Origin of the sequence: Bartonella sp. W8122, from assembly GCF_016102485.1 — a bacterium.
GTDB classification, from domain to species: domain Bacteria; phylum Pseudomonadota; class Alphaproteobacteria; order Rhizobiales; family Rhizobiaceae; genus Bartonella; species Bartonella apihabitans.
In genome coordinates this window covers 175,532-199,380 of record NZ_JACFOO010000001.1, presented here as the reverse complement: position 1 = coordinate 199,380, position 23,849 = coordinate 175,532, and the positions used below count along the sequence as shown (strand labels likewise).

Genomic DNA, 23,849 nt, shown 5'->3' with positions numbered 1-23,849 from the left:
GAGAAAACCGAAAGATGACCTCATCCGACTTTGTGTCCCACTCCAAATCAGGCAATCATAAATGTCTCAAATGGAGTATTTTTATAGTTGTTCTGATCATTATCCTTTATTCGGTCATCTGGTATTATCTGGCGCAAAAAGTCGAAAGACGCGTCTTCGAGCACTTGGCAGCCTATAATGAAAACGGGTTTGTTGTTTCATGTGAAAACATGCATAAAATAGGCTATCCGCTCAGAATTGGTGTTTCCTGTGATAAGGTTAATTTACAACAATTGATGAAAGGCTTTGCGTTTTCGAGTGAAAAAATAATCGCCGGTGCGCCCATTTATGCACCAAACTGGCTTGAACTATCACTCGCTGCGCCCGTTTCTCTCGAATTGCCGGGTTTTGTCCCGATTGGCGCCAATTGGAGCGATATGAAGCTCGAAACGGATATCAGCCGGACTATTCCCGATGCCTTGAGTTTGCGAACGGAAAATATCGAACTCGGTGTCGACCCCCGTGGCATGTTTGACAAAGCGACCGCGAAATTCTTGCGACTTGATGCCCATGGACTGAACAGTAATCTCAATGGACGACTGACTTTCGAAGAACTTAATCTGCCATTGAAAATTCCGCATGAAAATACACCAATGCCGGAAATGAGCGGGGATATCAAATGGTTACTCGAGGAGGCTTTTTCACTTTTCGAGGCGGATGAAAGGGCAAATAATCTTGTCGAACGGTTGCGCGGACATAAAGGCAATTTGAAGCCGTCGACCGTGCAATTTGCATCAGGTGGGGCGATGACCGTCGCGGGACCATTTTCGTTTAACGATGACGGTTATCTCAATGCAAAACTGGATATCACGATCATTGACCAGAACAAGCTGTTACAAACAGCACGCAATGCATTTCCTTCTCAGGCCGACAATCTCAAAACAATCTTTTTTGCGTTAAGCGCCATGCCAAAAAACGACAAAGGAGATCCCGTGCTGCAACTATCAGTGAAAAACGGAGAAGTCCGATTAGGCTTTTTCAAAATCGGTCACGTCAATCCGATTTGAATTTTAAGATTTTTGACAGGTGCATTTAAGCCGCAAAAATTCGTTATCATTGAAGACGAGTTTTCTTCACAGCTTTCGCGCTTTAAACCGGAATTATTCGTTTTAAAATGAGCTTGAAAATTTTATTTGAAATTATTTTTTCAATTAAAAACAATAGTTTGTGAAAAAGAAACGAATAAATCCGACGACACTCGACTAATGCTATTTAAGACGTGTCTTTAACTTGCCCAAGGATTTCACTCCGGTTCTATCGGGCAGAATATTCTTGGCATCAATCATCACTTTCGCACTTGTGAGGAGGGGCGACAGGTTTTACATAATAACTTGTTTTATGGAAAAGGCATTGTTGATGAGCAATTCTGGAAAATCTGTTCTTGTTATTTCAAGCCACGTTATTCGCGGTTCGGTTGGAACACGCGTGAGTGTCAATGCTCTTGAACAAATGGGATATGCTGTATGGGATATGCTGACCGTCAGCATGACATGGCAACCACGCCATGGGCCATCCCATCGTCTCATTGTTCCGGTTGCGGATTTCAAGGCGTGGGCTGATGATATTATCCGCTCGAAGTGGGTGGGAGAGATTGCAGCCGTTATGACCGGTTATTTCGGAAGTGCCGAACAGATCAAAATTACCGCCGATCTCATCAAAACGCTCAAGCAGAAAAACCCGAATCTAATCTATTTTTGCGATCCTGTTCTGGGGGACGAAGGCGGGCTTTATGTCGGGGAAGACATTGCCAAAGAAACAGTCGAACAACTGTTGCCGCTTGCCGATATTTTGAAACCCAATCGCTCGGAACTCGAGTGGATTGTATCGAAAAAACTTGAGACCAATCACGAGATTATTGAAGCCGCACGAAAAACGGGTTGCAAGACAACTCTTGTTACTTCTGCCTGGCCACTTTTAAAAAATGCTACTGGCAATCTGCTTGTAACAGATAAATCCATTCTGCTTGCCGAACACCCTTTGGTGAAAGATCCGGTCAATGGTCTCGGTGATCTGACGGCTGCACTTTTTCTTGCCCGTATTCTTGATGGTGACAATGAAGAAGATGCTCTCCGTTTTGCTACCGCTTCTGTTTACACTATGCTCATGGAAACAACCAGGCACAATAGTTATGAACTGATGCTTGAAAGCGGGCTTCATCGTCTTGGCACGCTCGACGAGCGCGTTACGCTGCGTTATCTCAAAGATATGGCGGAAGTGGCAAAAAACAAATAAAAAGCGTGGAATACGCGAAAGCTGCCCAAGTAATTGTCAAGTGATCATTTTATGTTAGATTTTCCCGAAAAGCTTTTAAAAGGCTATCATGTGTTCATGAACACGCGGCTTGTTCAGGAACGCGAGCGCTATAAGCAATTGGCTTATGAAGGCCAAAAACCTGAGACAATGGTTATAGCCTGCTGCGATTCACGCGCTGCGCCCGAGACAATTTTCGATACGGATCCAGGCGAAATATTTGTTATGCGCAATGTGGCCAATCTTGTTCCGCCATTTCATCCCGATAAAGAATATCATGCAACATCGGCAGCGTTGGAGTTTGCTGTCCAGTCATTAAAAGTCAAAAACATTGTTGTACTCGGTCATGCCCGTTGCGGAGGAATCAGGAGTGCACTTGATCTTAATGGCAAGCCGCTTTCTTCTGTCGATTTTATCGGTAAGTGGATGGGGCTTTTGACGCCGGCTGCCGAAGCTGTTGCAACCAATACATTGATGACGTCAAGTGAACGTCAAACAGCATTGGAGCGCATTTCCATCCGCTATTCCATAAATAATTTGCGCACGTTTCCATGGATAAAACGGCGAGAAGATCAAGGAAAGCTTGCTCTCCATGGAGCGTGGTTCGATATTGCGACAGGCGAATTATGGATTATGGACCGCCGTACCGGCGACTTTATTCGGGCTGACGATTAATCCGTCGACATAGTGTTTATCGTCCAACAAAATTCAGTTAAATAAAAAGCCCGCCAGACTGGCAGGCTTTTCCGGTTTTTTAAAATATTGAAGCAATAACGGGTCAATAACTTCCACTTGTTATCGGCGGAGAAAAATTCCGGCCGCAATTTCACGGCCGGTTGTTTTATCAATTACCGTCTATTTGTTTGCCCATAATGGCAATTGACTGCTGGTAAACGCTTGCATCATTCCAACCTTGGATGGCGGCAAAATTGGGCTCTCCGGGTTGATAGCCCTGTCCCGGTTGCCAACCGTGATTGCGCAGGAAATTGAATGTTGAAGCAAGAGCATCAGCCTTAGAATTGATCATGTCGATATGACCGTTCCCATCACCATCGGCGCCATAAAGCAGAACGTTTTTCGGCAAGAATTGGGTTTGCCCGATTTCGCCATGCATGGCACCAATAGAATTCGGGTCAAAATCTCCGCGGTCAATCAGCTTTAAAGCGGCATAGAGTTGGTCGGTAAAAAATGCGCTACGACGACAATCATAGGCAAGGGTTGCAACCGCCGATAAGGTATGTTGTTTTCCCATATAAGAACCGAAACTTGTTTCCATGCCCCAAATGGCAATCACCGGACCGGATGCAACACCATATTTTTTCTCGAGCCGGTCAAACAGTGCCGCATTCTGCTTTTTCATCACTCTGCCACGGGCAACAATGGTTGAGGAGCCGCGTTTTTTCATGAATTGGTCAAGGCTCAATTTGAAACTCTTCTGACCACGGTCTGCATTGATGGTTGCTTGGGCATAATGCACATTGTTCAAAGCGGCTATGCCACGTTTGCCAATTCCGTTTGCTGCTGCTTCCTGCTTGGTTGCCTCTACCCAGTTTTCAAAACCGGCCGAAGTACTTCCGCATTTTGGAGCTGCAAGGGCAACTCCTGTGGTTGCGGCAAATACCAAGCCGATAAAACCGGCCTTTATCGCGCTTTTACAAAACATTCGAGCTGTTCCTTCTCAAAAACCTGACCTTTTGCGGGTAAAATGTTGTTTATCGCTTATAACAAGTTGCCCCCGAAACCAAGTGGGATTACACATTATTATATATTATAGTTACAGAATATGCTTTGGCCTTGACGCTTCAACCTTGACAAAAGGTTCTTTTTGCTGTTTTAAGACGCTTTAAATCTGCGACAAGCTTATCAGACTTGGAGCCACCGACCGGGACCCGTAACGGTATAAAGAGATCCCGGAGGTCAACATCCGACAGCGCGATGCGCCCTCGGGTGGGTGTTTCGTTTGGTTCGGGTTTGTTGGCTTATTAAAGAGGTAGACAATGTTTGATTCCTTACAGGAACGTCTGGGCACTATTCTGAACAATCTGACAGGGCGGGGAAGCTTGTCGGAGCAGGATGTTGCAACCGCTCTGCGTGAGGTTCGTCGTGCGCTGATCGAAGCCGATGTTGCGCTTGATGTTGTGCGCTCCTTTACCGACCGTGTCCGTGAAAAGGCGGTTGGTGCCAATCTCTTGAAATCAATCAAACCGGGGCAAATGGTTGTCAAACTCGTTCATGACGAGTTGGTGGAAATGCTTGGCACAGAAGGCATTTCAATAGACCTCAATGCACCCTCGCCGGTTGTTATCATGATGGTCGGCCTGCAAGGTTCAGGTAAAACGACAACTTCGGCAAAAATTGCCAAACGTCTCACTGAAAAGCAGAACAAAAAAGTTCTGATGGCTTCTCTTGATACACGTCGTCCGGCAGCTCAGGAACAATTGCGCCAGCTCGGCGAACAGATTCATGTGCCGACATTGCCGATCATCGCCGGCCAGACACCGGTTGAAATAGCTGCCCGTGCTATTCAGGCTGCAAAACTTGGCGGTCAGGATGTTGTTATTCTCGATACTGCCGGTCGTACCCATATTGATGAGCCGCTTATGGTCGAAATGGCCGACATCAAGGCCAAATCCGCACCACATGAAATATTGCTTGTTGCCGATAGTCTGACCGGTCAGGATGCTGTCAACCTTGCCCGTTCATTTGACGAGCGTGTGGGCATTACCGGTATCATATTGACACGTATGGATGGTGACGGGCGCGGTGGTGCTGCCCTTTCAATGCGCGCTGTAACCGGCAAGCCGATCAAGGCCATTGCAACCGGCGAAAAAATGGAAGCGCTGGAAGAATTCCATCCGCGCCGCATTGCCGATCGTATTCTGGGCATGGGCGACATTGTTTCGCTGGTTGAAAAAGCTGCCGAAACGATAGATCAGGAAAAAGCCGCCGCACTTGCCAAAAAAATGCAGAAGGGCAAATTCGACCTGAGCGATTTGGCCGAACAGCTCAAGCAAATGAAAAAATTGGGCGGCATGGGCGGCATTCTCGGCATGATGCCGGGCATCGGAAAAATGAAAGATCAGATTGCTGCTGCCGGTCTTGACGACAATCTTTTTAACCGCCAATTGGCCATTATTTCTTCCATGACCAAAGAAGAACGTGCCAATCCCGATCTTTTGAAACATAGCCGCAAGCAACGCATTGCCAAAGGTTCGGGTACCAATGCGGCCGACATCAACAAACTTCTTAAAATGCATCGCCAGATGGCTGACATGATGAAAATGATGGGCGGCAAAGGCAAAGGCGGTCTGATGCAGAAGATGATGGGCGGCATTGGCGCCAAATTGGGATTTGGCGGCTTGGGCGGCGGACTTCCCGACCTTTCGTCAATGGATCCCAAACAATTGGAAAAAATTCAGAAACAGGCTGAAAGTGCAGGCCTTGGAAACAAGCTTCCCGGTCTTGGTGGCGGGGCATTGCCCGGACTGCCTTCAAGTGGAACCAAATTTCCGGGGCTTCCCGGTCTGCCGAAGAAGCATTGAAAAACGAAGAAACGTTGAAGATTATGAGTGATACGAAAATTCCTGAAGAGCTTTTGCAACTTCGCGAATCAATCGACAATTTTGATGCCGCACTTGTGCATATCCTTGCCGAACGGTTTCGCTGCACCAAAGCTGTGGGAGTATTAAAGGCAAAATATGGCCTTCCGCCCGCCGATCCATCACGCGAAAAACGTCAGGTAGCTCGTCTGCGCAAGCTTGCTGAAGAAAGCCATCTTGATCCCGATTTTGCGGAAAAATTTTTAAATTTCATCGTCAAGGAAGTCATTCGTCACCACGAAGCGACGGCTTTGAAACTGAATTCGAAATAAGGAAACAATTCTGCCGGAACAGGAAAAGGCCGGCGGCAACCCCATTGGTAAAAAGCCAAAACCGACAATAGGAGATAAAATATGTCGTTGAAAATTCGTCTGTCACGCGCAGGTTCAAAAAAGCGTCCTTACTATCATATCGTTATCGCTGATATCCGCAGCCCGCGCGATGGCCGGTTTATCGAACGTGTCGGTTTCTGGAATCCGATGCTTGCCGACGAGAATGATCGCGTAAAGATGGATAACGAGCGCATTCAATATTGGCTCGGACATGGCGCTTTGCCGACAGATCGTGTTGCACGTTTCCTTGATGCTGCCGGTCTTTTCAAACGCAAGCCCCGCAACAATCCGAATAAAGCGCAGCCCGGCAAAAAAGCTCAGGAACGTATTGCTGCTGCCAAACAGGCTGAAGAAGAAGCAAAAGCTGCCGCTGCTGCTCCTGCTGAAGAAGCAGCCCAACCGACAGAATAAGATTTTAAAAACACAAATTTTCGAGACTTTTGATAAGTCAGGAAAAGAAAGCAATAAACGGGCATTTGATGCCCGTTTTTTGTTGGAATTTTTGTGTGACGCATAAACGTAGAATAGGATTTTTTCGTATTCTTCATCTTTATCGTGGGGTATAACTTTATAACTGAAATTCAGTGCAGCAATGATTTTCATCCGGCAGGTGCCCGGTTAATGAACAACCATCTGCGGCAAGCAATGAGAAAAGCGTTTTAGAAAAGTGCCAGAGCCTGTCCGATCAAGACGAAAAAGGCGGCAAAGCTTTTTATATTGTCCATTATAGAATGGAAATAATGACAGGAACATCATTACGGGAAAATGTTTTTCTGATGAATTCAAGCTTGAAAATAAAAATTGGCGAAACGCAAAACAACAGCTTGTAAAAGCCGGTTTTGAAAATTGGTTTAACAAATTATTTGGATACATATTAAAAGAGCAGTCTTGTTAAAAGAGCAATATCGCGCGAGATCAGCCAAGGTCGTGCGAAACAAGCTTAGGAGTTCAATAAAACCAGTTTTATTTGAACGAGCTTTCAAAAATCAGAAGTCGATAGCCCGCCCCTTTATTTCCCAGTCGCCATAGCGTGAAGGATCGTTGCCACCACGGCCACCAATTTCCTTCGGCGCATCGGTTTTTTTGGCTTTTTTACGCCGCTCTTCAGCTTCTTTCAGTGCTCTTTGTGCAGCAGGGGGAAGTTCTTTTTTTACGGAATTTTTATTCTCTATATTTTGTTCTTGTTGTTTGTCAGTCATTTTTCATAGGTCTTCCATTGAAGAAAACGGAAATATTCACCATCATATAAGGACAAATATGCGTTATATCGGAGTTGTTGACAATGAATTTTATGCGTACCGCCATGCTTCTTGCTTTCATGACGGCACTATTAATGGGCGTCGGTTACCTGATTGGCGGCAGTAATGGCGCAATGATCGCATTTCTCGTTTCAGCCGGAATGAATCTGTTTTCCTATTGGAATTCGGATAAAATGGTTTTGAATATGTATGGCGCGCATCAGGTTGATGAGCGCAGTGCCCCCCAATATTACCGGATTGTCAGTGACCTTGCCAAAAAAGCCGGTCTCCCCCAGCCGAAAGTCTTTGTGATTGATGATGCCCAGCCCAATGCTTTTGCAACCGGCCGCAACCCCGAACATGCTTCTGTTGCCGCTACAGCCGGTCTGTTGAACGCTCTTAGTCCGGAAGAACTGGCCGGTGTTATGGCGCACGAGCTGTCACATGTGCAAAACCATGATACGCTGACAATGACGATTACCGCTTCGATTGCCGGTGCCATTTCGATGCTTGGTAATTTCGCGTTGTTTTTCGGCAGCAGTAACCGTGATTCCAATGGCAACTCCAATTCATCGGGTATTATCGGTACAATTATTGCGATGTTCGTGGCGCCTTTTGCTGCAATGCTTGTGCAAATGGCGATCAGCAGAACACGTGAATATGCGGCCGACAAACGCGGTGGGCAAATATGCGGAAATCCGCTATGGCTTGCTTCGGCTTTGAACAAAATTGCCCGAGGTGTTGAAACTATCCCCAATGAGGAAGCAGAGCATAATCCGGCAACGGCACATTTGTTTATCATCAATCCCCTGAATGGCAGCGGGGCGGATAATCTTTTTTCGACCCATCCCTCGACAGAAAATCGTATTGCAGCCTTGCGCAAACAGGCCGAAGAAATGAATATTACGACAACAAGCGGTTCGCCATGGGAAAATCTGCGCCGCACTGTTGAACGTCCGTCATGGATGCGCAATAACACGCCGAAAGGTCCATGGTCATAACGAGTCGATATTGGCAACTAAACGTAAAATAGATCAATCCGGTTTGTCAGAAAAAAAATCCGCAGTGCCTGTTCCGGGACTTCCGGCAAGACAGGCCGCAGCCCGCCTTCTTTCGGCAGTGGTTGACAAAAAGACTTCGCTTGATGGTCTCACTGATAATGAGCACGGGCATCCCCAATATTTGGCACTGGAAATGCGCGATCGTATGCTGGTGCGCGCCATTTTGGGGGCAGCACTTCGCCATCGTGCCGATATTGAAAGAATCTTTAAGTCTTATCTTGATCGGCCTTTGCCGCAAAATGCTCTGTCCTTAAGGCATCTTCTCCATGTTGCGGCAGCACAAGTGCTCTATCTTGATGTTCCCGACCATGCGGCAATTGATCTTGCAGTCACGGCCGCCAAAAGCGATCCGCGCAATCAACGCTTTTCCGGCCTTGTCAATGCGATTTTGCGAAAACTTGCCCGCAATGCCGATAAGGAACGGGCGCAAAGCCCGGCCACGGAAAATATTCCGGCATGGTTTTCGGAAATGCTTGTTGAAAACTATGGTCGCGAAAAGGCGGCAAAAATATTGGCCGCACAGGCAAATGAACCAGCAATTGATATTACCGTCAAAAGCACCCCAGAAATTTGGGCCGAAAAACTCGGTGGTCATGTTCTCTTTAATGGCACAGTCCGGCTTGAACATGTCGATGGGGCGGTAAGCGATCTTGAAGGCTATCAGCAAGGGGACTGGTGGGTGCAAGATGTCGCCGCCTCTCTTCCCGCCCGTTTGCTCGGCAATATTAAAGATAAAGCTGTTGCAGATTTATGTGCGGCACCCGGCGGAAAAACGGCAGAACTTGCCATTCAGGGCGCCCATGTGACAGCAATCGATCTTTCTGAAAACCGCTTGAAACGTTTACAACGCAATATGGAACGGCTTAATTTGAAGGTTGCGACATGGGCAGGCAACCTCAAAGATTTCAAACCGCAAGAGCTTTTCGATGCTGTTTTACTTGATGCGCCCTGTTCGTCGACCGGAACAATCAGAAGACACCCTGATATTTTATGGACAAAAGATATTCGTGACGTTGAAAAACTTGCGAAATTACAGCTTGAACTTCTTGTCGCTTCCATTTCGCTTGTCAAAATTGGCGGTTTGATTGTCTTTGCAAATTGTTCGATTGCAAGACAGGAAGGTGAAGAGCTGGTCAATAACATCCTTTCAAGCCGCAATGACATCAAGCTCGTGCCAATTCGTGACGAGGAAGTGGAGGGAAGAAAAGAGCTTTTATCAAACGGAGTTTTGCGGACAACTCCTGCCGATCTTGAAGGACAAACACCTTCATTATCGGGTATGGACGGCTTTTTTGCTGCGAGATTCAAACGTATTGCTTAAGCTTTTCGCAACCTCGCTATTTTTTCGGCTTCTCCGGTATATTCTGACAAAAGAGAAATGGGGCTATGACACCTTCAATTTTTTGAAAATTTGTTTTGTGAATTTTAAATTGCTGATGGGCAGAATCCGGAATTTTTAATGCCGATATTTCAAGGCTGAACGTTTGAAACGGGGAGAGTAATTCAGCTTTTTTCCAAAAATAGATGATAATAATTTCATTTGATCGCGATGGTCTATTGCGAGTTTTTTACCAAAATTAACCAATCATTCACCTTAATCAAAGAAAATACACTCAAGTTTGTTTTCTTGGAGTTCCGATCGTGTCCACTACAGTTGATCAGCAATATAAAACATCGCCGGCGCTTTATGCTGCGATGCGTGTGTTGCGGCGTGTGTGTGTGGGGCCGTTGTTCCGTTGGCGTTTTTCCGGCTTTCGTCCGCAGCGCATTCTGGCCGAACCGGTTGATCTTCATTTGGCCGATCCGGAAATGGCGCATGAATTCTATCATGGCCGGTTCGCACTTGCCGGACGGATTGTGCAAACAGGGTCAATCTCGCCTTTTGCAATCGAACCGCCAACACCGGCTTGGGAAGCGGCACTTAACGATTTCAGTTGGCTCCGGCATCTTGATGCGGCACGCACTCCTCTTGCCAATGCCCATGCCCGTTCTTTGCTCAATGATTGGCTTGAACAATCCGGAAAACATATCAAAGGGCCTGCTTGGTATCCCGATGTTGCGGCACGAAGACTGATTTCCTGGCTTTGCCATGCACGAATGTTGCTTGATGGAGCAAATGAAAATTTCGAACGTCGCTTCATGCGTGCATTAGGTTTTCATGCACGGTTTTTAAGAACGGCTATCCGCAATATGGACGAGGATGAAAACCGTCTTCAGGCGGCAACGGCGTTATGCTTTGCGTCCATTTGTTTGCCGGTTTCTCCTTCCATGAAGAAGGCAGCACAAGCACAGCTTACCCGCTCTTTGACCCGACAAATATTGCCGGATGGCGGGCATATTTCGCGCAATCCTGCAACATTGCTTTCGCTTTTGACCGATCTTATCGCACTGCGTCACGTTTATGCCCATAGCAAAGAGACTGCACCGAGAATATTGGTTGATTCGGTTGAACGCATGTTACCGGCTTTGCGGTTTTTTGTTCATCAAGATCAGACACTTGCCCATTTTAACGGTGTCGGACCGGTTTTGCCGGAGCGGCTGGCAGTTGTTTTAAAACTCGACGAGACAGCCGGTATGCCTTTTTCACACGCTCCTTATTCCGGCTATCAAAGACTTTATGCCAATAACACAACCATCATTGCCGATACCGGAACTATACCGCCGCGTCAGGTTTCCTATCAGGCGGCCGCAGGCTGTCTTTCATTCGAAATGTCATCCGGTGCTGACCGGTTTATTATCAATGCAGGAATCGACCCTTATGGACCGGCCGATTATGCTTTGATGGCGCGGACAACCGCAGCCCATTCGACTGCAACATTGAATGATACCTCTTCCGGTAAATTCTATAAGCGGAAAGGCAATGACCGCGCAGCCCTCATAAGCGGCCCGACAATTGTCAATATAAAGCGGGTTGAAGAACCGGATCGTATCGGTTTTGTCGCAAGTCATAACGGTTACGTCGGATCATTCAATATGATTCACGAACGTGGATTGCTGCTTACATCCAATGGCAATATTATTGACGGTTACGATTCCTTCTATGCTCCTGCCGGCAAATCCATCAAGAGCGATGGCCGTGATAATGTAGCGGTGCGTTTCCATCTTCATCCGCATGTCGAGGTGAGCCATGATGGGAACAGCTTGCGTCTGGAAGTTTTGAAGGGAGACGTGTGGAATTTTATTTCTCCCGATGCCGATATCCAGCTTGAAGATTCAATCGACTTTGCAGATGCAAGCGGCCCCAAAAGGACACGGCAGATTGTCTTGAATTTTCGGCCGGTTCTCACCGAAAAAGTCCGTTGGCGTTTTACACGTATTACCGGTGCAAGCTAAGTATTTGACCTGAAAATGAAGATAGTTCGAAAAGAGCTTATCTAAAAGTTTCAAGTCAAAACCGTTCACTTTTCTATTCACAGCGTGTTTTTTCCAACTTCCTGTGCTATGGCAGTTAAGGTTATTTCTTCTGCGTAAATTTCAGGAACAATACTATGACTGTGACATCGAAACACATTCCCGCGCCCGATTTGCTTCGGGTGCGTCGGGCTCTTATTTCCGTATCGGATAAAACCGGTCTTATCGACTTTGCGACGCGACTTCATGAATATGGCGTCGAGCTTATTTCGACAGGCGGTACTGCAAAGGCTTTGGCTGAAGCCGGTTTGCCTGTCAAAGATGTCTCCGAAGTTACCGGTTTTCCGGAAATCATGGATGGTCGGGTCAAAACTCTGCATCCGGCAATTCATGGAGGCATACTTGCAATCCGTGATGATCCCGAACATCAGGCCGCAATGAAAAAACACGGAATTGTCGGCATTGATCTTGTTGCTGTCAATCTTTATCCGTTCGAGGAAACAAGACTTTCCGGTGCCGATAATGAAACCATTGTCGAAAATATCGACATTGGCGGACCGGCAATGATTCGTGCGGCTGCAAAAAACCATGCCTATGTTACAGTTGTGACAGATTCGGATGACTATAATCTGGTATTGGCCGAGCTTGATAAAAATGAAGGCAGTTTGAAGCTTTCTTTCCGCCGTATGTTGGCTGCCCGTGCTTTTGCCCGTACAGCTTCATATGATGCAGCAATATCGAACTGGTTTGCCGAGAAGCTTGAAATTGATACGCCGAAATGGCGCGCAATTGGCGGCGAGCTCGAAACAATCATGCGCTATGGTGAAAATCCGCATCAAAAGGCGGGTTTTTATCTGACCGGTGAAAAGCGCTTTGGTGTATCAACCGCGCAGGTTTTACAGGGAAAACAGCTTTCCTATAATAATATCAATGATACGGACGCAGCCTTTGAAACGGTGGCCGAATTCGATCCGGAAAAGACTGCTGCAGTCGCTATCATCAAACATGCCAATCCTTGCGGGGTTGCCAAAGGCAAAACGTTGAAAGAAGCCTATCTCAAAGCCTTGGCTTGTGATTCTGTTTCGGCTTTTGGTGGTATTATCGCGCTTAACCGTCCGCTTGACGAAGATTGCGCTACCGAAATTACCAAAATTTTTACCGAAGTTATTATCGCACCGGACGCTACAGAAACAGCCCGCGAAATTATTGCCAAGAAGAAGAATCTGCGTCTTCTGATTACCGGTGGTCTGCCTGACCCGCGCGCTCCCGGTTTGACAATGAGAACCGTATCTGGTGGCATGTTGGTTCAGACGCGCGACAATGGTGTAATTGACGATCTCGAATTGAAGGTAGTCACAAAACGCCAACCGACCGAAGCGGAAATGCGCGATCTCAAATTTGCGTTTCAGGTTGCCAAACACGTCAAATCAAATGCCATTGTCTATGTGAAGGATAATGCAACAGTCGGCATTGGTGCCGGTCAGATGAGCCGTGTGGATTCAGCCCGTATTGCTGCGCATAAAGCGCTTGATGCAGCTAAAATTGCAGGGATAAGCGAGCCTTTGACCAAAGGTTCGGTTGTTGCCTCCGACGCTTTCTTCCCGTTTGCTGACGGATTATTGTCGGCGGTTGAAGCGGGTGCAACAGCGGTCATCCAGCCCGGCGGTTCTATCCGCGACGACGAGGTGATTGCAGCCGCTGACGAAAACAACATCGCTATGGTCTTTACCGGCATGCGGCATTTCCGTCACTGAATAAGTGGTTAAAAAATAAAAAGTGCAATTTTAATCAAAAGCTGCCGGATGAGTTCCGGCAGCTTTTTTAAAGCTATCATTGTTTCCGATACTTTCCGGAAGTGATCAGAGGCCACGTTGATCAAGCTTCAAAACGGAGGCATCGGAGAAAAATAGCGATTATTTCAGCGAAAATATTTTTAAAACCGGCTAAGCGATGTTTTGATAGATTTACCGGAGATTTCTACAAAACTGTCCACTTTTCTCAAACAACATTATGTCTATGAGGCGTGTTACACAGCAAATTCTTGTTTCACAATTGCAATCGATATGCCGCGATTGATTGAAACAGATCAGAGGTTTCTTGGCCAAGACAGTTTCGAGATCGCAAACGATAGCGGGAATAAACAATAGCGCTCGTCAAAAAATTATTTGCTTACGCCGACAATATATTTCAAGTTCGTGATAGGAATTACTCTAAACGAAAAATTAACCATGATTTATGAAATTTTGTAGAAAATATCGTTAACTTACAAGTTATTTTGCACAGGTAACTAGAATTTCGTTCTTTCAAATTTGTAATTTGGTTTAATTTAAAACAATTCTCATGAAATTTTTGACAGGAATTATGGCAAAAAACGAAGATTTATTTCGTAAATAAGGCGAAATGTCATGGAATGAGGCAAAAGGCGGACAATTCTTAATGAATTGTGACTAAAAAATACGCAAATTGCTTAAACGTTGCACAGCAGCTATGCAATCTTGTCACTCCTCAATCAATAAAGTCAGGCTTATATACGCCTCAACAAATTCAAACATAATAATATAAATCAGGTGAGTGTCATGAATCTTCTTCGTAGTTTTAATAAATGGCGCCGTTATCGTACAACTTATAATGAATTGAGCCGTCTTTCTGCTCATGAGCTAAACGATCTAGGCATTACCCGTTCAGAGATTGCGGCGATTGCTCGCCGTACAGCACGCTAAAAGCTCACAGAGCCTTCCCCCTCGGGCTCTGTGTGGAAAGCCTTTCCTTCCCTTGAGGCTTTCCCTTTGTAACGTCTGCTGCTCCCTCCCGCAGCAGGCGTTTTTTATTTCCTCCCTTTGTAACGTCTGCTGCCTGCTCCCTTAAGCCAAGCGTTTTTTATTTTCTTCCTTTGGGGCTTTTCTTTTGTAATCTCTGCTGCCCACCCCCCGCAAACAAGGCGTTTTATTTCAAAGCTCTATATCTGTCTTTTAGAACAATGCAGCAATCAGGTCTTAATGCATCTCTATATTAAAAGACGTGCCTCGGTACCGGTTCATTGATTGCGGCGATTGCTCGCTGCATAGATGCCAAAAGCTTGCGAGATTTCTTCTCGGGCTTGCCAGCGAAGTTTTCTTCACATTAGGCTTTTTTATTTTTTCAAGGGTTCTTTTTCGATCAATGAAAAATCAATCGGGCAGGGGAAAGGAACTGATTTTATGGATTTAAGTATTTTATGGCGTGGCTTTTTGCGGCGTGGTTTGAGTACTGTGATGTTTTTCACGCAGGAAAGTTAACAGACTCGAAGCCATGATCAGGATAATGCCAATGATCATAGGAAGATCGAGATGATCGTTGAAAATGAAATAGCCGAATAAGATAGCCCAGATCATCTGGCTATATTGCGGGGTAGCAATTGCAATGGCGGGAACGCGACGAGCCGCAGCCATGAGGAAAAGCGCGCCAAGAGCTGCAAATAATCCATAACCGGCAAGATAAAGCCATTCGAAGTTATGCGGTTCGATATAGCCCGGTAAACTCAATAAACCACAGATAACAATCGAACCGATAATTCCGCTGGAATAGAGTGTGATGCGTTTTTCACGTCCTCCCATATGGCGGACAATAATAATGGAAATAGCACCGCTCAAACCGGCAAAAACAGCTCCCACATGGCCGATATTGAGCTCGCGAAAACCTGGTCGCAAAACGACAAGTACACCGATAAAGCCGATAATGATGGCAGACCAACGTCGCCACCCGATGGCTTCTTTTAAAAATATCATGGAAAGAATACTGACAAACAAAGGCTGTAAAAATATGAGTGTAAATGCCTCTGCCATTGATAAATGTGTAAAGGCCGTAACACTGCCAATAACGCCAAATGCACCCGATATTGTGCGCAAAAACCACATTGGCCAGTTCTGCGAGCGGATAATGTCTATCCATTTATTGTCACGGTTTTTCAAAAACGGAATGACAATAATGCTGATTAAAGCTCCGAAAAAAGCCGTTTCATAAGGGGGAAGTGCACCATCAATAAATTTGACACAAGCATCACTGATCGCATATGCGGCATAAGATGCAAAGGAAAGGAAAACTCCATAAACCATGTTTATTCCTTCCGTTCGCTTTTACCTGTGTTATCTGCTTGTTTGTGTTCGCACCACCGCATTCGCTTGATCAAATTCGCCTCACTGAATTCGAATACCCGAAAAAGATTTTCCAGCAAACAATTGAGCACATAAAATTATTAGCACCCGTTTATCAGCTTCGTTCCGGTAATTTCGCGAAGTGGCTGTGTTCCAATTCAAAAATATCAATATGATAAAAGATCAAAAAAAGAAAAGGGGCGAAAAACAGTTTCTTCAAGAAATATATTTAGAAATTTTAAAATAAAATAGCAAAGCCAAAACCGGTTTTTATGGCGTTAAAAATGATGTTTATAATTTTGTGTATGTAAATTTGTAAGAGATTATTAGAAAACGATTTTTACAGGATAGTTCGATTATTTATCGTATGCAGGAATTTTTTCGAGAACTATAAAATTTGATTTCGATAATAGTGAAATGATCTCCCCAAAAAAGGAATGATGATGATTGATGAAGATCGTTTTCTTCTATTCGGAAACCGGTTGCAGTTTCGATTTGAAAATCAGATTTTTCGAAGCAAGGACAGCACCGCCGGTGATGAGTAGACATGCCGCCAACAAACGCCATGACGGCTCTCCAAGCCCCGTTGCCACCATGATAAGCGTGGAAAGCAAAGGTGCACTATAACTTGCAACGCCTAAAAGCTGGATATTGCCCCTTTTGACACCAAAATCCCAACAGTAAAAAGCCAGTCCGACAGGAAAGAGACCTAATAACAGAACGGATAGCCATTGTGTGCCGGTCTCCGGCAAAATGAAGGGTTCTGAAAAAATGAAGTGGCAAAGAAATGCCAAAATAGATGTTACAAGGCAAAAGGCTGCCACGACTGTTGTTGGAACTTTTGACAATCGACGTGAAAGAAGTGAATAGGCCGCCCATGCAAAAGCACTTCCCAATGCAACGAGATAGCCATAGATGTTTTTTTCATCAATAACAAATCCGCCTTTTCCGGCGAAGACCAGCACCATTCCGGAAAAGCCCAATAAAGCACCGAGAACATGGAACCAGCGCAATTTTTCACCGGGCATGAGTGCAGAACCGAGCACAATCAGCAAAGGCCATAAATAATTGATCAATGCTGCATCAACAGGCGGCGCATTTCTCAACGCTGTGAAATAAAGGAAGTGGTAGCCGAACAGGCCACCGATGCCCACCACCCAGACGACGAGGGGTTGTTTTAAATCTTTCAATGTTTGAGGATGTTTGATCCAGATCACCACCCCCGGTATTGTGCCGATGAGAAATGTCATGGATGTCAACAGGAGAGACGGAACTTTTCCGGAAAAAGCGGTCAAGGTCGCAAGAAGCGACCACATGAGGATTGCCAGAAAACCGATTCCTGTTGCTTTATTCATAAACGATACCGCGCCGCCGCCGCTTTTCAGAAATAATTAAAAATATTGATGCTGCAAATACACCGGCGGCCAAAGTAAACCAAGTAATAGCATAGCTCAAGTGATTATTCGGAAAGCTGACTACAGTTAAACCACCAATTGGTAAACCGCCTTTATTGGGTGTTCTGTCGGCATCGATGAAATATGGGGCAACTTCATCAAGCCCGACTTTCTTTGCCATAGCGGGCAATTGCCTCGTATACCACAAATTACTATCCGGATTATTTTTGCGCGGGAAAAAACCGCCACCTTCACTCATGCGTAAAAGACCCGTTACAGTTGTTTCCCCGTCAATTATGCCGGCTTTACGCGATCGTTGATCGCGCTTATCCATGGGGACAAATCCCCGATTGATGAAAGTAATTGCCCCGTCTTCTGTTTCTATGGGGGTCAGCACCCAATAACCGGTGTCTTCATCGGCGACAGCAGTTACCAGAACTTCTTTATCATTCAAAAAACGGCCGGTGAGTGTGACAGGGCGGTATTCGTCATTATCATATGTTACCTTTCCCCATTCACTTTTTGCTGGTGCAGCAATTGGCGCAAGGTGGATGCGTTCATTGGCATTTTTAATCAGATTTTCTTTCCAGCCGAGTCTCTCGACCTGCCAGACGCCCAATGCTGAAAAGGCACAAAAAAAGAATAGACACAGGAAGCCGAAAATGCCCAGAAATATAGGGGAACGGCCACGGGAACGGGGAGTATCGGTTTTTATATCACTCATCATGGTATTGCTTTTAGCATATCCCGATTAAAAAAACAGATTTCTTACGTTTTAACTTTCGTCTGTCACATGAAAACCCTTGACCTTTTCATCCAAGCCCCCTATAGAAACGCAACTTACCAATTTTTGGGAAGCCAATCTATGCGCGTGTTCATTGGAAATTTAACATGCTTGTCGGTTGCTTCTATTAGAATTTAAAGGTGAAACCTATGTCCCGCGCCTGCGAATTGACTGGAAAAACAGTCCAATATGGCAATAATGTCAGCCACGCAAATAACAAATCGCGTCGCCGTTTTTTGCCAAATCTCTGCAATGTTACATTGATCTCGGATGCTCTCGAACAAAGTTATCGTTTGCGCATTTCAGCAAATGCTTTACGTTCGGTTGAACATCGCGGTGGTCTTGATGCTTTTCTTTTGAAGTCCGGTGACAAGGAATTGTCGCAACGGGCCCGCTTGTTGAAGCGTCAGATTGAAAAGAAGCTCGCTGAAACAGCAGCCTGATTTTTTTCAATAAACGATTCGTCTTGAGGGCCGATTTTCGGCCCTTTTTTCTGGTTCCATCACCCAGGGTAAAAAAATGAAACAGACCCAGCATCTTATTTTTGCAGTTTTTGCAATGTGCCTCGCGGTGACGGCATCCAATGTTCTGGTGCAATATCCGTTTCACTGGTTCGGATTAGAACACCTTCTGACCTATGGCGCGTTTACCTATCCATTTGCTTTTCTCATCAACGATCTGACGAATCGTCGTTACGGCCCCCATGCTGCAAGACGTATTGTTTATGCCGGTTTTATTGCCGGTCTTGCTGTTTCGTGGATTCTTGCAAGCCCCCGATTGGCAATTGCCTCGGGAACGGCTTTTCTTTTTGCACAATTGCTGGATATTCTGGTGTTCAATCCATTGCGGCGCAAAACCTGGTGGATTGCGCCGCTTGCGGCTGCAATTACCGGCTCTGCACTTGATACCGTGTGGTTCTTCGCGGTCGCTTTTTCCAGCCATTTTTCGTTTATCGATAAATTGACCGGGTACAGCGATAGCTCGATCCCGACTATGACAAATCTGATGGGGCTTGAGGTACCGGTCTGGCTTTCATTGTCATGTGGCGATTTTTGCGTGAAACTGTTTATGGGCGTGTTTATGCTTTTGCCATATGGTGCCATTCTGGCAATCTTCATGCCGGACATCTATCATGGAAAAGTTCACGAAAAAGGCGATCAAGCCATTTGATTAAGAATGGTTCGGGCGGCTTCGCCAATCATTGCTTTGTCATTGCTCAATGTCATGAACTGGTAACCGAGTGACTGATACCGTTTGGCAAATGTGCTGTTCGGGCAATAAACTCCGGCAATTAGATGCGCATCACGGGCTTTTTCTGCAATCGTTGTCAATGGCTCTATTATTTCAGGACTTGAAGGGTTAGCCTCTTTTCCTCCACTCCAGCCGACCGAAAAATCAAAAGGACCAACGAAAACACCATCCAATCCCTGAACGGTCAAGATCTCGTCGAGATTTGCGAAAGCCTCACGCGTTTCGATCATGGCGAAAATTGTGACATGTTGATTACAGCCGCTGAAATAATTGCTACTGCCAACAGCACCAAAACTGGTATTTGGTCGTAACGCTCCGAACGAACGTTGACCAAGGGGTGGGTATTTTACAAATTCGATCAATTTACGCGCTTGTTCGGCAGAGTTTATCATTGGTGCAATAATTGCATCGGCGCCGAAGTCCAAGGCACGGCTTGCCGTATCGAAACGATTGACGGGAATGCGCACAATTGTCGTTTTATCACGGGATTTTGCGCGATCGATAGCTGTAATGATGCTTGTTTCATCATGTGCGCCATGCTGCATATCAAAAACGATTGCATCAAAATCTGTTTCGGCCAATGCGGATATTGCAACAGGATCGGTAAAATTACTCCATGCCGAAAAAACATGACCCTTTTCTTTAACAATCGTTTTAATGCTTTTTGTCATCTTATTATCCTCCCCATCAATCAGCTATCGCTTCTGTTTGTACTACTGTGATATACGAGTAGAATTGTTTCATAAATAGAATATCCCGGTCAATTTTCCGAAAAATAATATTTCTGTATGAGATTCGATTTCAAATAAGCGAAATCGTTCAAAACCAAATAATTCCGAACCAAAGAAAAGAAAAATTGGAATTATCTGATCAACCGGTCAGTGTTTGCGCCCGATATCTTCCTCCGTCAAAGCGGTTTTTGGCAGGAAGAAAAGGTAGATCATGGCTGACAGAATGCCGATGCATGAACCAACCAAAAGCGCCGGAATAAAACTTCCTGTAAATTGTGCAATATAACCGGTTACAGTAGGTGCCAGTGCACCCCCCACATAACCGAAGGCACTCATTATGCCGCCCAGCGAACCGGTAACACTTCGGGCTGCCAAAACAGAGACCATAGCCCAAGCCATTGCTGTAGCCGAACCCACACCGAACATAACAATGCAAATAAAAATAACGGCTAAAACATTGCTCGCTGTTAATGCACATAAAAAGGTGAAAACCGACATTATGACAAGACTGAATGATACAATATACCGGCGGGCTTCAACCGGAGTTATGCCTTTCGAGGAAGCCCAATCAACAATATAACCTGTTCCAATGCTGCCGATTATGCCGAAAGCATAGGGAATGGCCGCGACCCAACCGGTTTTTTGCAAGCTCATGCCGCGTTCCATTTCGAGATAACTCGGAAGCCATGTCATAAATAGCCACATGAGGTAGATGGTGCCGAAATACCCCAACATCAGTCCCCATGTTACACGAAAGCGGAATAGACCTATCCATTCGGCAAAATCGGTGGTGCTTTCAGGTTCATTTTCTTCGCCCGCTACAAGGTAGTTTCTTTCTTCTTCTATGAGATCCGTGTGGTGAGGATCCCGATAAATGATGAACCAGATTATTGAAACAATAATACCGACAATACCCATGATGATGAACATCCAACGCCAGCCGAAATTCAACATCAATGCTGTTAATAGAGGCGGTGCCACAGTCGGTCCCAATGTTGAAACACAATTATAGATACCTGTCGGTTTTCCCCGCTGACTGAGAGGGAACCAGTCACGTACAGCGCGTGCATTTGAAACAAACATTGGTGATTCACCCATGCCCAGACATACTCTGGCAATGATGAATTGGAAGAAGTTGAAAACCATACCACACAATGCCTGGGCAAGTGACCAGATAAATAAGCCTATTCCTAATACGCGGCGCGCTCCGAATCTATCGACGAGAAGTCCACAAGGTAATTGTGAAATTGCATAAGCCCATAAAAACGCGGAAAGCAGCCATCCCATTTGGGTCAGGGATAAGCCAAGGTCCTGACGGATCAATGTGTTACCTATTGAAAGCGTCGAACGGTCGATATAGTTGATGGTTCCGATCAGAACCAGCATTAGAAGCGTTGTATTTTGTCTTCTGCGGACTTTAGGTGTGGCGCGTGATTCCGTCATGGTTGTTCTCCTCCCCGTTCTTCTTCCCCTCGAAAAACTTCCCCGATAAAAACGGATTGATTGATAAATGAAAGACAGATATTCAAGTTAGAAATTGGTCGATTATTGATATATCTGATGTAAAAATCAATAAAATTATTTAACGGGAGCGGGGCAGATAACAGGTTTTTTAAATTGCAAAAAACCTATCTGTTGAGGCTTTTTGAGCGGTGGCGAAATTTGTGCCGGAAAACCGGTTTTGACAGCCTTTTGACGAACGTCTTTCTATAAAGAAATATATCGCAATATAGAATGAAATTCGGGATAGCGAAGATCACTTCATGAGCAGGATTTTTTGACAAAAGGCTATTTGTTCCGGTAATGATTTGATTGTTATTCAACTTATCCGGATTGAGGTGCGATCAACCTGTTTGACCGCAAAAGCACATGCAGAACTAACGGGATTTTTCTTCGTCAAACAGGCTTGCAAGTTGTTCTGTCATGGCGCCGGCAAGTTCTTCCGCATCGACAATTGTCACAGCACGCTGATAATAGCGGGTGACATCATGTCCAATGCCGATTGCAATCAACTCGACCGGCGAGTGAGCTTCTATTTCTTCAATAACAGCGCGCAAATGCTTTTCCAGATAATTACCCGGATTGACAGAAAGTGTGGAATCATCAACCGGAGCGCCGTCGGAAATCATCATCAGAATGCGCCGGTATTCGCGCCGGCCAAGTAACCGTTGGTGCGCCCATATCAAAGCTTCGCCATCGATATTTTCTTTAAGCAGCCCTTCGCGCATCATCAGGCCAAGATTGCGCTTCGCGCGCCGCCAAGGTGTGTCGGCACTTTTATAAATAATGTGGCGGAGATCGTTCAGGCGACCCGGATTGGCAGGCTTCCCGTTGGCGAGCCATTTTTCGCGGGATTGGCCACCTTTCCATGCTTTTGTCGTAAAGCCCAGAATTTCAACCTTCACGCCGCAGCGTTCAAGTGTTCTTGCCAGAATATCAACACAGGTTGCAGCAACAGTAATGGGGCGCCCTCTCATGGAGCCGGAATTATCGATGACCAGCGAGACAACGGTATCGCGAAAATCGGTATCGCGCTCCTGTTTGAAAGAAAGCGGTTGTGTCGGGTCGATAACGACACGCGGCAGCCGTGCCGAATCGAGATAGCCTTCTTCAAGGTCGAAATTCCATGACCTGTTCTGTTGCGCCATCAAGCGCCGTTGCAAGCGGTTGGCGAGCTTGCCGACAGCACCTTGCAAATTGGTTAGCTGCTTATCAAGAAACGCACGTAATTTTGTGAGTTCTTCAATGTCACAAAGTTCGGATGCTTCGACTTCCTCGTCAAATTCGCGCGTATAGACTTTGTAATCGCCAAGCTCGTCCATATCGGAAAATGGCGGTTGCGGGCGTTTGGTTTGACCAGGGGTCTGTTCGGTGTCTATCTCTTCGGAATCGCTGCCATCATCATCGGCCGAATCGGATGCTTCCATGTCTCCGTCTTCGGCATTTTCATCAACATCATCAGATGGCTCGCTTTCGGTTTTGTCGGAGCCTTCCTGTTCTTTTGAATCGCCGTCCTCGTTTTCCTGAGGCTCGTTGTTTTCATCCTCGTTCTCACCCTCACTATCAGTCTCGTTATCTTCAAGACTGTCAGCAAGTTGCATGGATGCCAACATATTACGCACGATGCGGGCAAATTTGTCCTGATTATTGACATTTTTTGCCAGATGATCGAGGTCTGTTCCGGCTTTTTCCTCAATCCAGTCACGCCATAAATCAACGACGGGACCAGCTTCTTCAGGTGGTTTACGGCCGGTAATCTTCTCGCGCACCATTAGTGCCAAGGCTTCTTCAAGCGGTGCTTCATCCTTTGTGGTGATAGCCTGATAATTTGCCCGCTTGTATTTATCGGCAAGCATCGCATCAAGGTTTTCTGCCATGCCTTCCATGGCAAGTGTGCCGATTGCTTCAACACGGGCCTGTTCGACCGCATCATAGACGGCACGTGCTTCGGGCACTTGCGGAGCAAGATTGGAATGGATTTCACTATCATGCCAAGCCTGACGCAAGGCCATGGAATCGGCAAGTCCACGGGTAACAGCAAAATCATTATATGTCGGGTGACGCGGTATTTCGGGAAGTCTTGCATGTCCTCCCACTATAGAGGGGCGGTCTTCACCGAAGACCACATCCAGCTCATGATCACCCGAGACTGCACGCATGCATACAGTTGTCGCCCGTTTAAACGGTTC

The 23,849-nt window shown here is 45.9% G+C and carries 21 protein-coding genes; 13 read left to right on the top strand and 8 right to left on the bottom strand.

Going from position 1 to position 23,849, the window contains the following annotated elements; translation table 11 throughout:
* The first annotated feature begins 14 nt into the window (after positions 1 to 14).
* From H3S83_RS00935 to H3S83_RS00925, 3 genes are all read left to right on the top strand, one after another.
* Positions 15 to 1,046, top strand: coding sequence for a DUF2125 domain-containing protein (locus tag H3S83_RS00935; RefSeq protein ID WP_198238649.1), 1,032 nt, complete (start codon positions 15 to 17; stop codon positions 1,044 to 1,046).
* A 349-nt stretch (positions 1,047 to 1,395) separates the two neighbouring features.
* The gene (gene pdxY / locus H3S83_RS00930) at positions 1,396 to 2,271 is read left to right on the top strand and encodes a pyridoxal kinase (protein ID WP_198238648.1); all 876 of its coding nucleotides are present in this window, start codon (positions 1,396 to 1,398) and stop codon (positions 2,269 to 2,271) included.
* A gap of 51 nt (positions 2,272 to 2,322) precedes the next feature.
* Positions 2,323 to 2,964 (top strand): carbonic anhydrase, encoded by a 642-nt coding sequence (locus H3S83_RS00925; protein ID WP_198238647.1) that lies wholly within the window; start codon positions 2,323 to 2,325, stop codon positions 2,962 to 2,964.
* A 169-nt stretch (positions 2,965 to 3,133) separates the two neighbouring features.
* Here H3S83_RS00925 and H3S83_RS00920 read toward each other — a convergent pair whose 3' ends face one another.
* On the bottom strand, positions 3,134 to 3,952 hold the full coding sequence (locus H3S83_RS00920) for a lytic transglycosylase domain-containing protein (RefSeq protein ID WP_198238646.1): 819 nt from the start codon (positions 3,950 to 3,952) through the stop codon (positions 3,134 to 3,136).
* A gap of 334 nt (positions 3,953 to 4,286) precedes the next feature.
* On the opposite strand from H3S83_RS00920, the gene ffh reads away from it, so the two are divergent.
* The 3 genes from ffh (at position 4,287) to rpsP (ending at position 6,631) form a co-directional block, all read left to right on the top strand.
* Positions 4,287 to 5,831 (top strand): signal recognition particle protein, encoded by a 1,545-nt coding sequence (gene ffh / locus H3S83_RS00915; RefSeq protein WP_198238645.1) that lies wholly within the window; start codon positions 4,287 to 4,289, stop codon positions 5,829 to 5,831.
* Between the two features lie 23 nt (positions 5,832 to 5,854).
* Positions 5,855 to 6,160, top strand: coding sequence for a chorismate mutase (locus H3S83_RS00910; protein WP_198225607.1), 306 nt, complete (start codon positions 5,855 to 5,857; stop codon positions 6,158 to 6,160).
* Between the two features lie 81 nt (positions 6,161 to 6,241).
* Positions 6,242 to 6,631, top strand: coding sequence for a 30S ribosomal protein S16 (gene rpsP / locus H3S83_RS00905; RefSeq protein WP_077973205.1), 390 nt, complete (start codon positions 6,242 to 6,244; stop codon positions 6,629 to 6,631).
* A gap of 575 nt (positions 6,632 to 7,206) precedes the next feature.
* On the opposite strand, the gene H3S83_RS00900 is transcribed toward rpsP, so the two are convergent.
* A complete protein-coding gene (locus tag H3S83_RS00900; protein ID WP_077973200.1) occupies positions 7,207 to 7,419 on the bottom strand; it encodes a DUF1674 domain-containing protein in 213 nt (70 codons plus the stop codon).
* A gap of 83 nt (positions 7,420 to 7,502) precedes the next feature.
* Here H3S83_RS00900 and htpX point away from each other — a divergent pair, with 83 nt between their 5' ends.
* The 5 genes from htpX to H3S83_RS00875 all read left to right on the top strand — a co-directional run bounded on the left by htpX (position 7,503) and on the right by H3S83_RS00875 (position 14,590).
* Entirely contained in the window at positions 7,503 to 8,459 is a 957-nt protein-coding gene (htpX, locus tag H3S83_RS00895; RefSeq protein WP_198238644.1) for a zinc metalloprotease HtpX, read from the top strand.
* A 10-nt stretch (positions 8,460 to 8,469) separates the two neighbouring features.
* Positions 8,470 to 9,840: an RsmB/NOP family class I SAM-dependent RNA methyltransferase gene (locus tag H3S83_RS00890; protein WP_210327904.1), complete on the top strand. Its 1,371-nt coding sequence runs from the start codon at positions 8,470 to 8,472 to the stop codon at positions 9,838 to 9,840.
* A 374-nt stretch (positions 9,841 to 10,214) separates the two neighbouring features.
* Positions 10,215 to 11,852 (top strand): heparinase II/III family protein, encoded by a 1,638-nt coding sequence (locus H3S83_RS00885; protein ID WP_198239625.1) that lies wholly within the window; start codon positions 10,215 to 10,217, stop codon positions 11,850 to 11,852.
* 155 nt (positions 11,853 to 12,007) lie between these two features.
* Positions 12,008 to 13,624 (top strand): bifunctional phosphoribosylaminoimidazolecarboxamide formyltransferase/IMP cyclohydrolase, encoded by a 1,617-nt coding sequence (gene purH, locus H3S83_RS00880; protein ID WP_077973197.1) that lies wholly within the window; start codon positions 12,008 to 12,010, stop codon positions 13,622 to 13,624.
* Between the two features lie 822 nt (positions 13,625 to 14,446).
* The gene (locus H3S83_RS00875; protein WP_077973196.1) at positions 14,447 to 14,590 is read left to right on the top strand and encodes a DUF1127 domain-containing protein; all 144 of its coding nucleotides are present in this window, start codon (positions 14,447 to 14,449) and stop codon (positions 14,588 to 14,590) included.
* 492 nt (positions 14,591 to 15,082) lie between these two features.
* Here H3S83_RS00875 and H3S83_RS00870 read toward each other — a convergent pair whose 3' ends face one another.
* The 3 genes from H3S83_RS00870 to H3S83_RS00860 all read right to left on the bottom strand — a co-directional run bounded on the left by H3S83_RS00870 (position 15,083) and on the right by H3S83_RS00860 (position 18,118).
* Complete coding sequence (locus H3S83_RS00870; RefSeq protein ID WP_198238643.1) at positions 15,083 to 15,961, bottom strand: DMT family transporter; 879 nt, start codon at positions 15,959 to 15,961, stop codon at positions 15,083 to 15,085.
* 506 nt (positions 15,962 to 16,467) lie between these two features.
* The gene (locus H3S83_RS00865) at positions 16,468 to 17,355 is read right to left on the bottom strand and encodes a DMT family transporter (RefSeq protein ID WP_198238642.1); all 888 of its coding nucleotides are present in this window, start codon (positions 17,353 to 17,355) and stop codon (positions 16,468 to 16,470) included.
* Positions 17,348 to 18,118 carry an SURF1 family protein gene (locus tag H3S83_RS00860; protein ID WP_198239624.1) on the bottom strand — a complete coding sequence of 257 codons (771 nt, stop codon included), beginning with the start codon at positions 18,116 to 18,118 and terminating at the stop codon, positions 17,348 to 17,350. Before H3S83_RS00860 ends, H3S83_RS00865 begins: the two co-directional genes overlap by 8 nt.
* Positions 18,119 to 18,327: 209 nt before the next feature.
* On the opposite strand from H3S83_RS00860, the gene rpmB reads away from it, so the two are divergent.
* Entirely contained in the window at positions 18,328 to 18,621 is a 294-nt protein-coding gene (gene rpmB / locus H3S83_RS00855; RefSeq protein WP_077973192.1) for a 50S ribosomal protein L28, read from the top strand.
* A gap of 76 nt (positions 18,622 to 18,697) precedes the next feature.
* Complete coding sequence (locus H3S83_RS00850) at positions 18,698 to 19,348, top strand: queuosine precursor transporter (RefSeq protein WP_198225612.1); 651 nt, start codon at positions 18,698 to 18,700, stop codon at positions 19,346 to 19,348.
* Here the strand turns inward: H3S83_RS00850 and H3S83_RS00845 are convergent.
* The 3 genes from H3S83_RS00845 to cobT all read right to left on the bottom strand — a co-directional run bounded on the left by H3S83_RS00845 (position 19,336) and on the right by cobT (position 23,819).
* Positions 19,336 to 20,100 carry an HpcH/HpaI aldolase/citrate lyase family protein gene (locus H3S83_RS00845; protein WP_198238641.1) on the bottom strand — a complete coding sequence of 255 codons (765 nt, stop codon included), beginning with the start codon at positions 20,098 to 20,100 and terminating at the stop codon, positions 19,336 to 19,338. The two genes, H3S83_RS00850 and H3S83_RS00845, sit on opposite strands and share 13 nt — an antisense overlap.
* Before the next feature lie 207 nt (positions 20,101 to 20,307).
* Entirely contained in the window at positions 20,308 to 21,603 is a 1,296-nt protein-coding gene (locus tag H3S83_RS00840) for an MFS transporter (RefSeq protein ID WP_198238640.1), read from the bottom strand.
* A gap of 434 nt (positions 21,604 to 22,037) precedes the next feature.
* Positions 22,038 to 23,819 carry a cobaltochelatase subunit CobT gene (gene cobT, locus H3S83_RS00835; RefSeq protein ID WP_370541357.1) on the bottom strand — a complete coding sequence of 594 codons (1,782 nt, stop codon included), beginning with the start codon at positions 23,817 to 23,819 and terminating at the stop codon, positions 22,038 to 22,040.
* Between the last annotated feature and the right edge of the window lie 30 nt (positions 23,820 to 23,849).

Bases quoted from the DNA above. Each gene is read 5' to 3' on its own strand.
- H3S83_RS00935 (WP_198238649.1), top strand. From the start codon at position 15: ATGACCTCATCCGACTTTGTGTCCCACTCCAAATCAGGCAATCATAAA.
- pdxY (WP_198238648.1), top strand. From the start codon at position 1,396: ATGAGCAATTCTGGAAAATCTGTTCTTGTTATTTCAAGCCACGTTATT.
- H3S83_RS00925 (WP_198238647.1), top strand. From the start codon at position 2,323: ATGTTAGATTTTCCCGAAAAGCTTTTAAAAGGCTATCATGTGTTCATG.
- H3S83_RS00920 (WP_198238646.1), bottom strand. From the start codon at position 3,952: ATGTTTTGTAAAAGCGCGATAAAGGCCGGTTTTATCGGCTTGGTATTT.
- ffh (WP_198238645.1), top strand. From the start codon at position 4,287: ATGTTTGATTCCTTACAGGAACGTCTGGGCACTATTCTGAACAATCTG.
- H3S83_RS00910 (WP_198225607.1), top strand. From the start codon at position 5,855: ATGAGTGATACGAAAATTCCTGAAGAGCTTTTGCAACTTCGCGAATCA.
- rpsP (WP_077973205.1), top strand. From the start codon at position 6,242: ATGTCGTTGAAAATTCGTCTGTCACGCGCAGGTTCAAAAAAGCGTCCT.
- H3S83_RS00900 (WP_077973200.1), bottom strand. From the start codon at position 7,419: ATGACTGACAAACAACAAGAACAAAATATAGAGAATAAAAATTCCGTA.
- htpX (WP_198238644.1), top strand. From the start codon at position 7,503: ATGAATTTTATGCGTACCGCCATGCTTCTTGCTTTCATGACGGCACTA.
- H3S83_RS00885 (WP_198239625.1), top strand. From the start codon at position 10,215: ATGCGTGTGTTGCGGCGTGTGTGTGTGGGGCCGTTGTTCCGTTGGCGT.
- purH (WP_077973197.1), top strand. From the start codon at position 12,008: ATGACTGTGACATCGAAACACATTCCCGCGCCCGATTTGCTTCGGGTG.
- H3S83_RS00875 (WP_077973196.1), top strand. From the start codon at position 14,447: ATGAATCTTCTTCGTAGTTTTAATAAATGGCGCCGTTATCGTACAACT.
- H3S83_RS00870 (WP_198238643.1), bottom strand. From the start codon at position 15,961: ATGGTTTATGGAGTTTTCCTTTCCTTTGCATCTTATGCCGCATATGCG.
- H3S83_RS00865 (WP_198238642.1), bottom strand. From the start codon at position 17,355: ATGAATAAAGCAACAGGAATCGGTTTTCTGGCAATCCTCATGTGGTCG.
- H3S83_RS00860 (WP_198239624.1), bottom strand. From the start codon at position 18,118: ATGAGTGATATAAAAACCGATACTCCCCGTTCCCGTGGCCGTTCCCCT.
- rpmB (WP_077973192.1), top strand. From the start codon at position 18,328: ATGTCCCGCGCCTGCGAATTGACTGGAAAAACAGTCCAATATGGCAAT.
- H3S83_RS00850 (WP_198225612.1), top strand. From the start codon at position 18,698: ATGAAACAGACCCAGCATCTTATTTTTGCAGTTTTTGCAATGTGCCTC.
- H3S83_RS00845 (WP_198238641.1), bottom strand. From the start codon at position 20,100: ATGACAAAAAGCATTAAAACGATTGTTAAAGAAAAGGGTCATGTTTTT.
- H3S83_RS00840 (WP_198238640.1), bottom strand. From the start codon at position 21,603: ATGACGGAATCACGCGCCACACCTAAAGTCCGCAGAAGACAAAATACA.
- cobT (WP_370541357.1), bottom strand. From the start codon at position 23,819: ATGCGTGCAGTCTCGGGTGATCATGAGCTGGATGTGGTCTTCGGTGAA.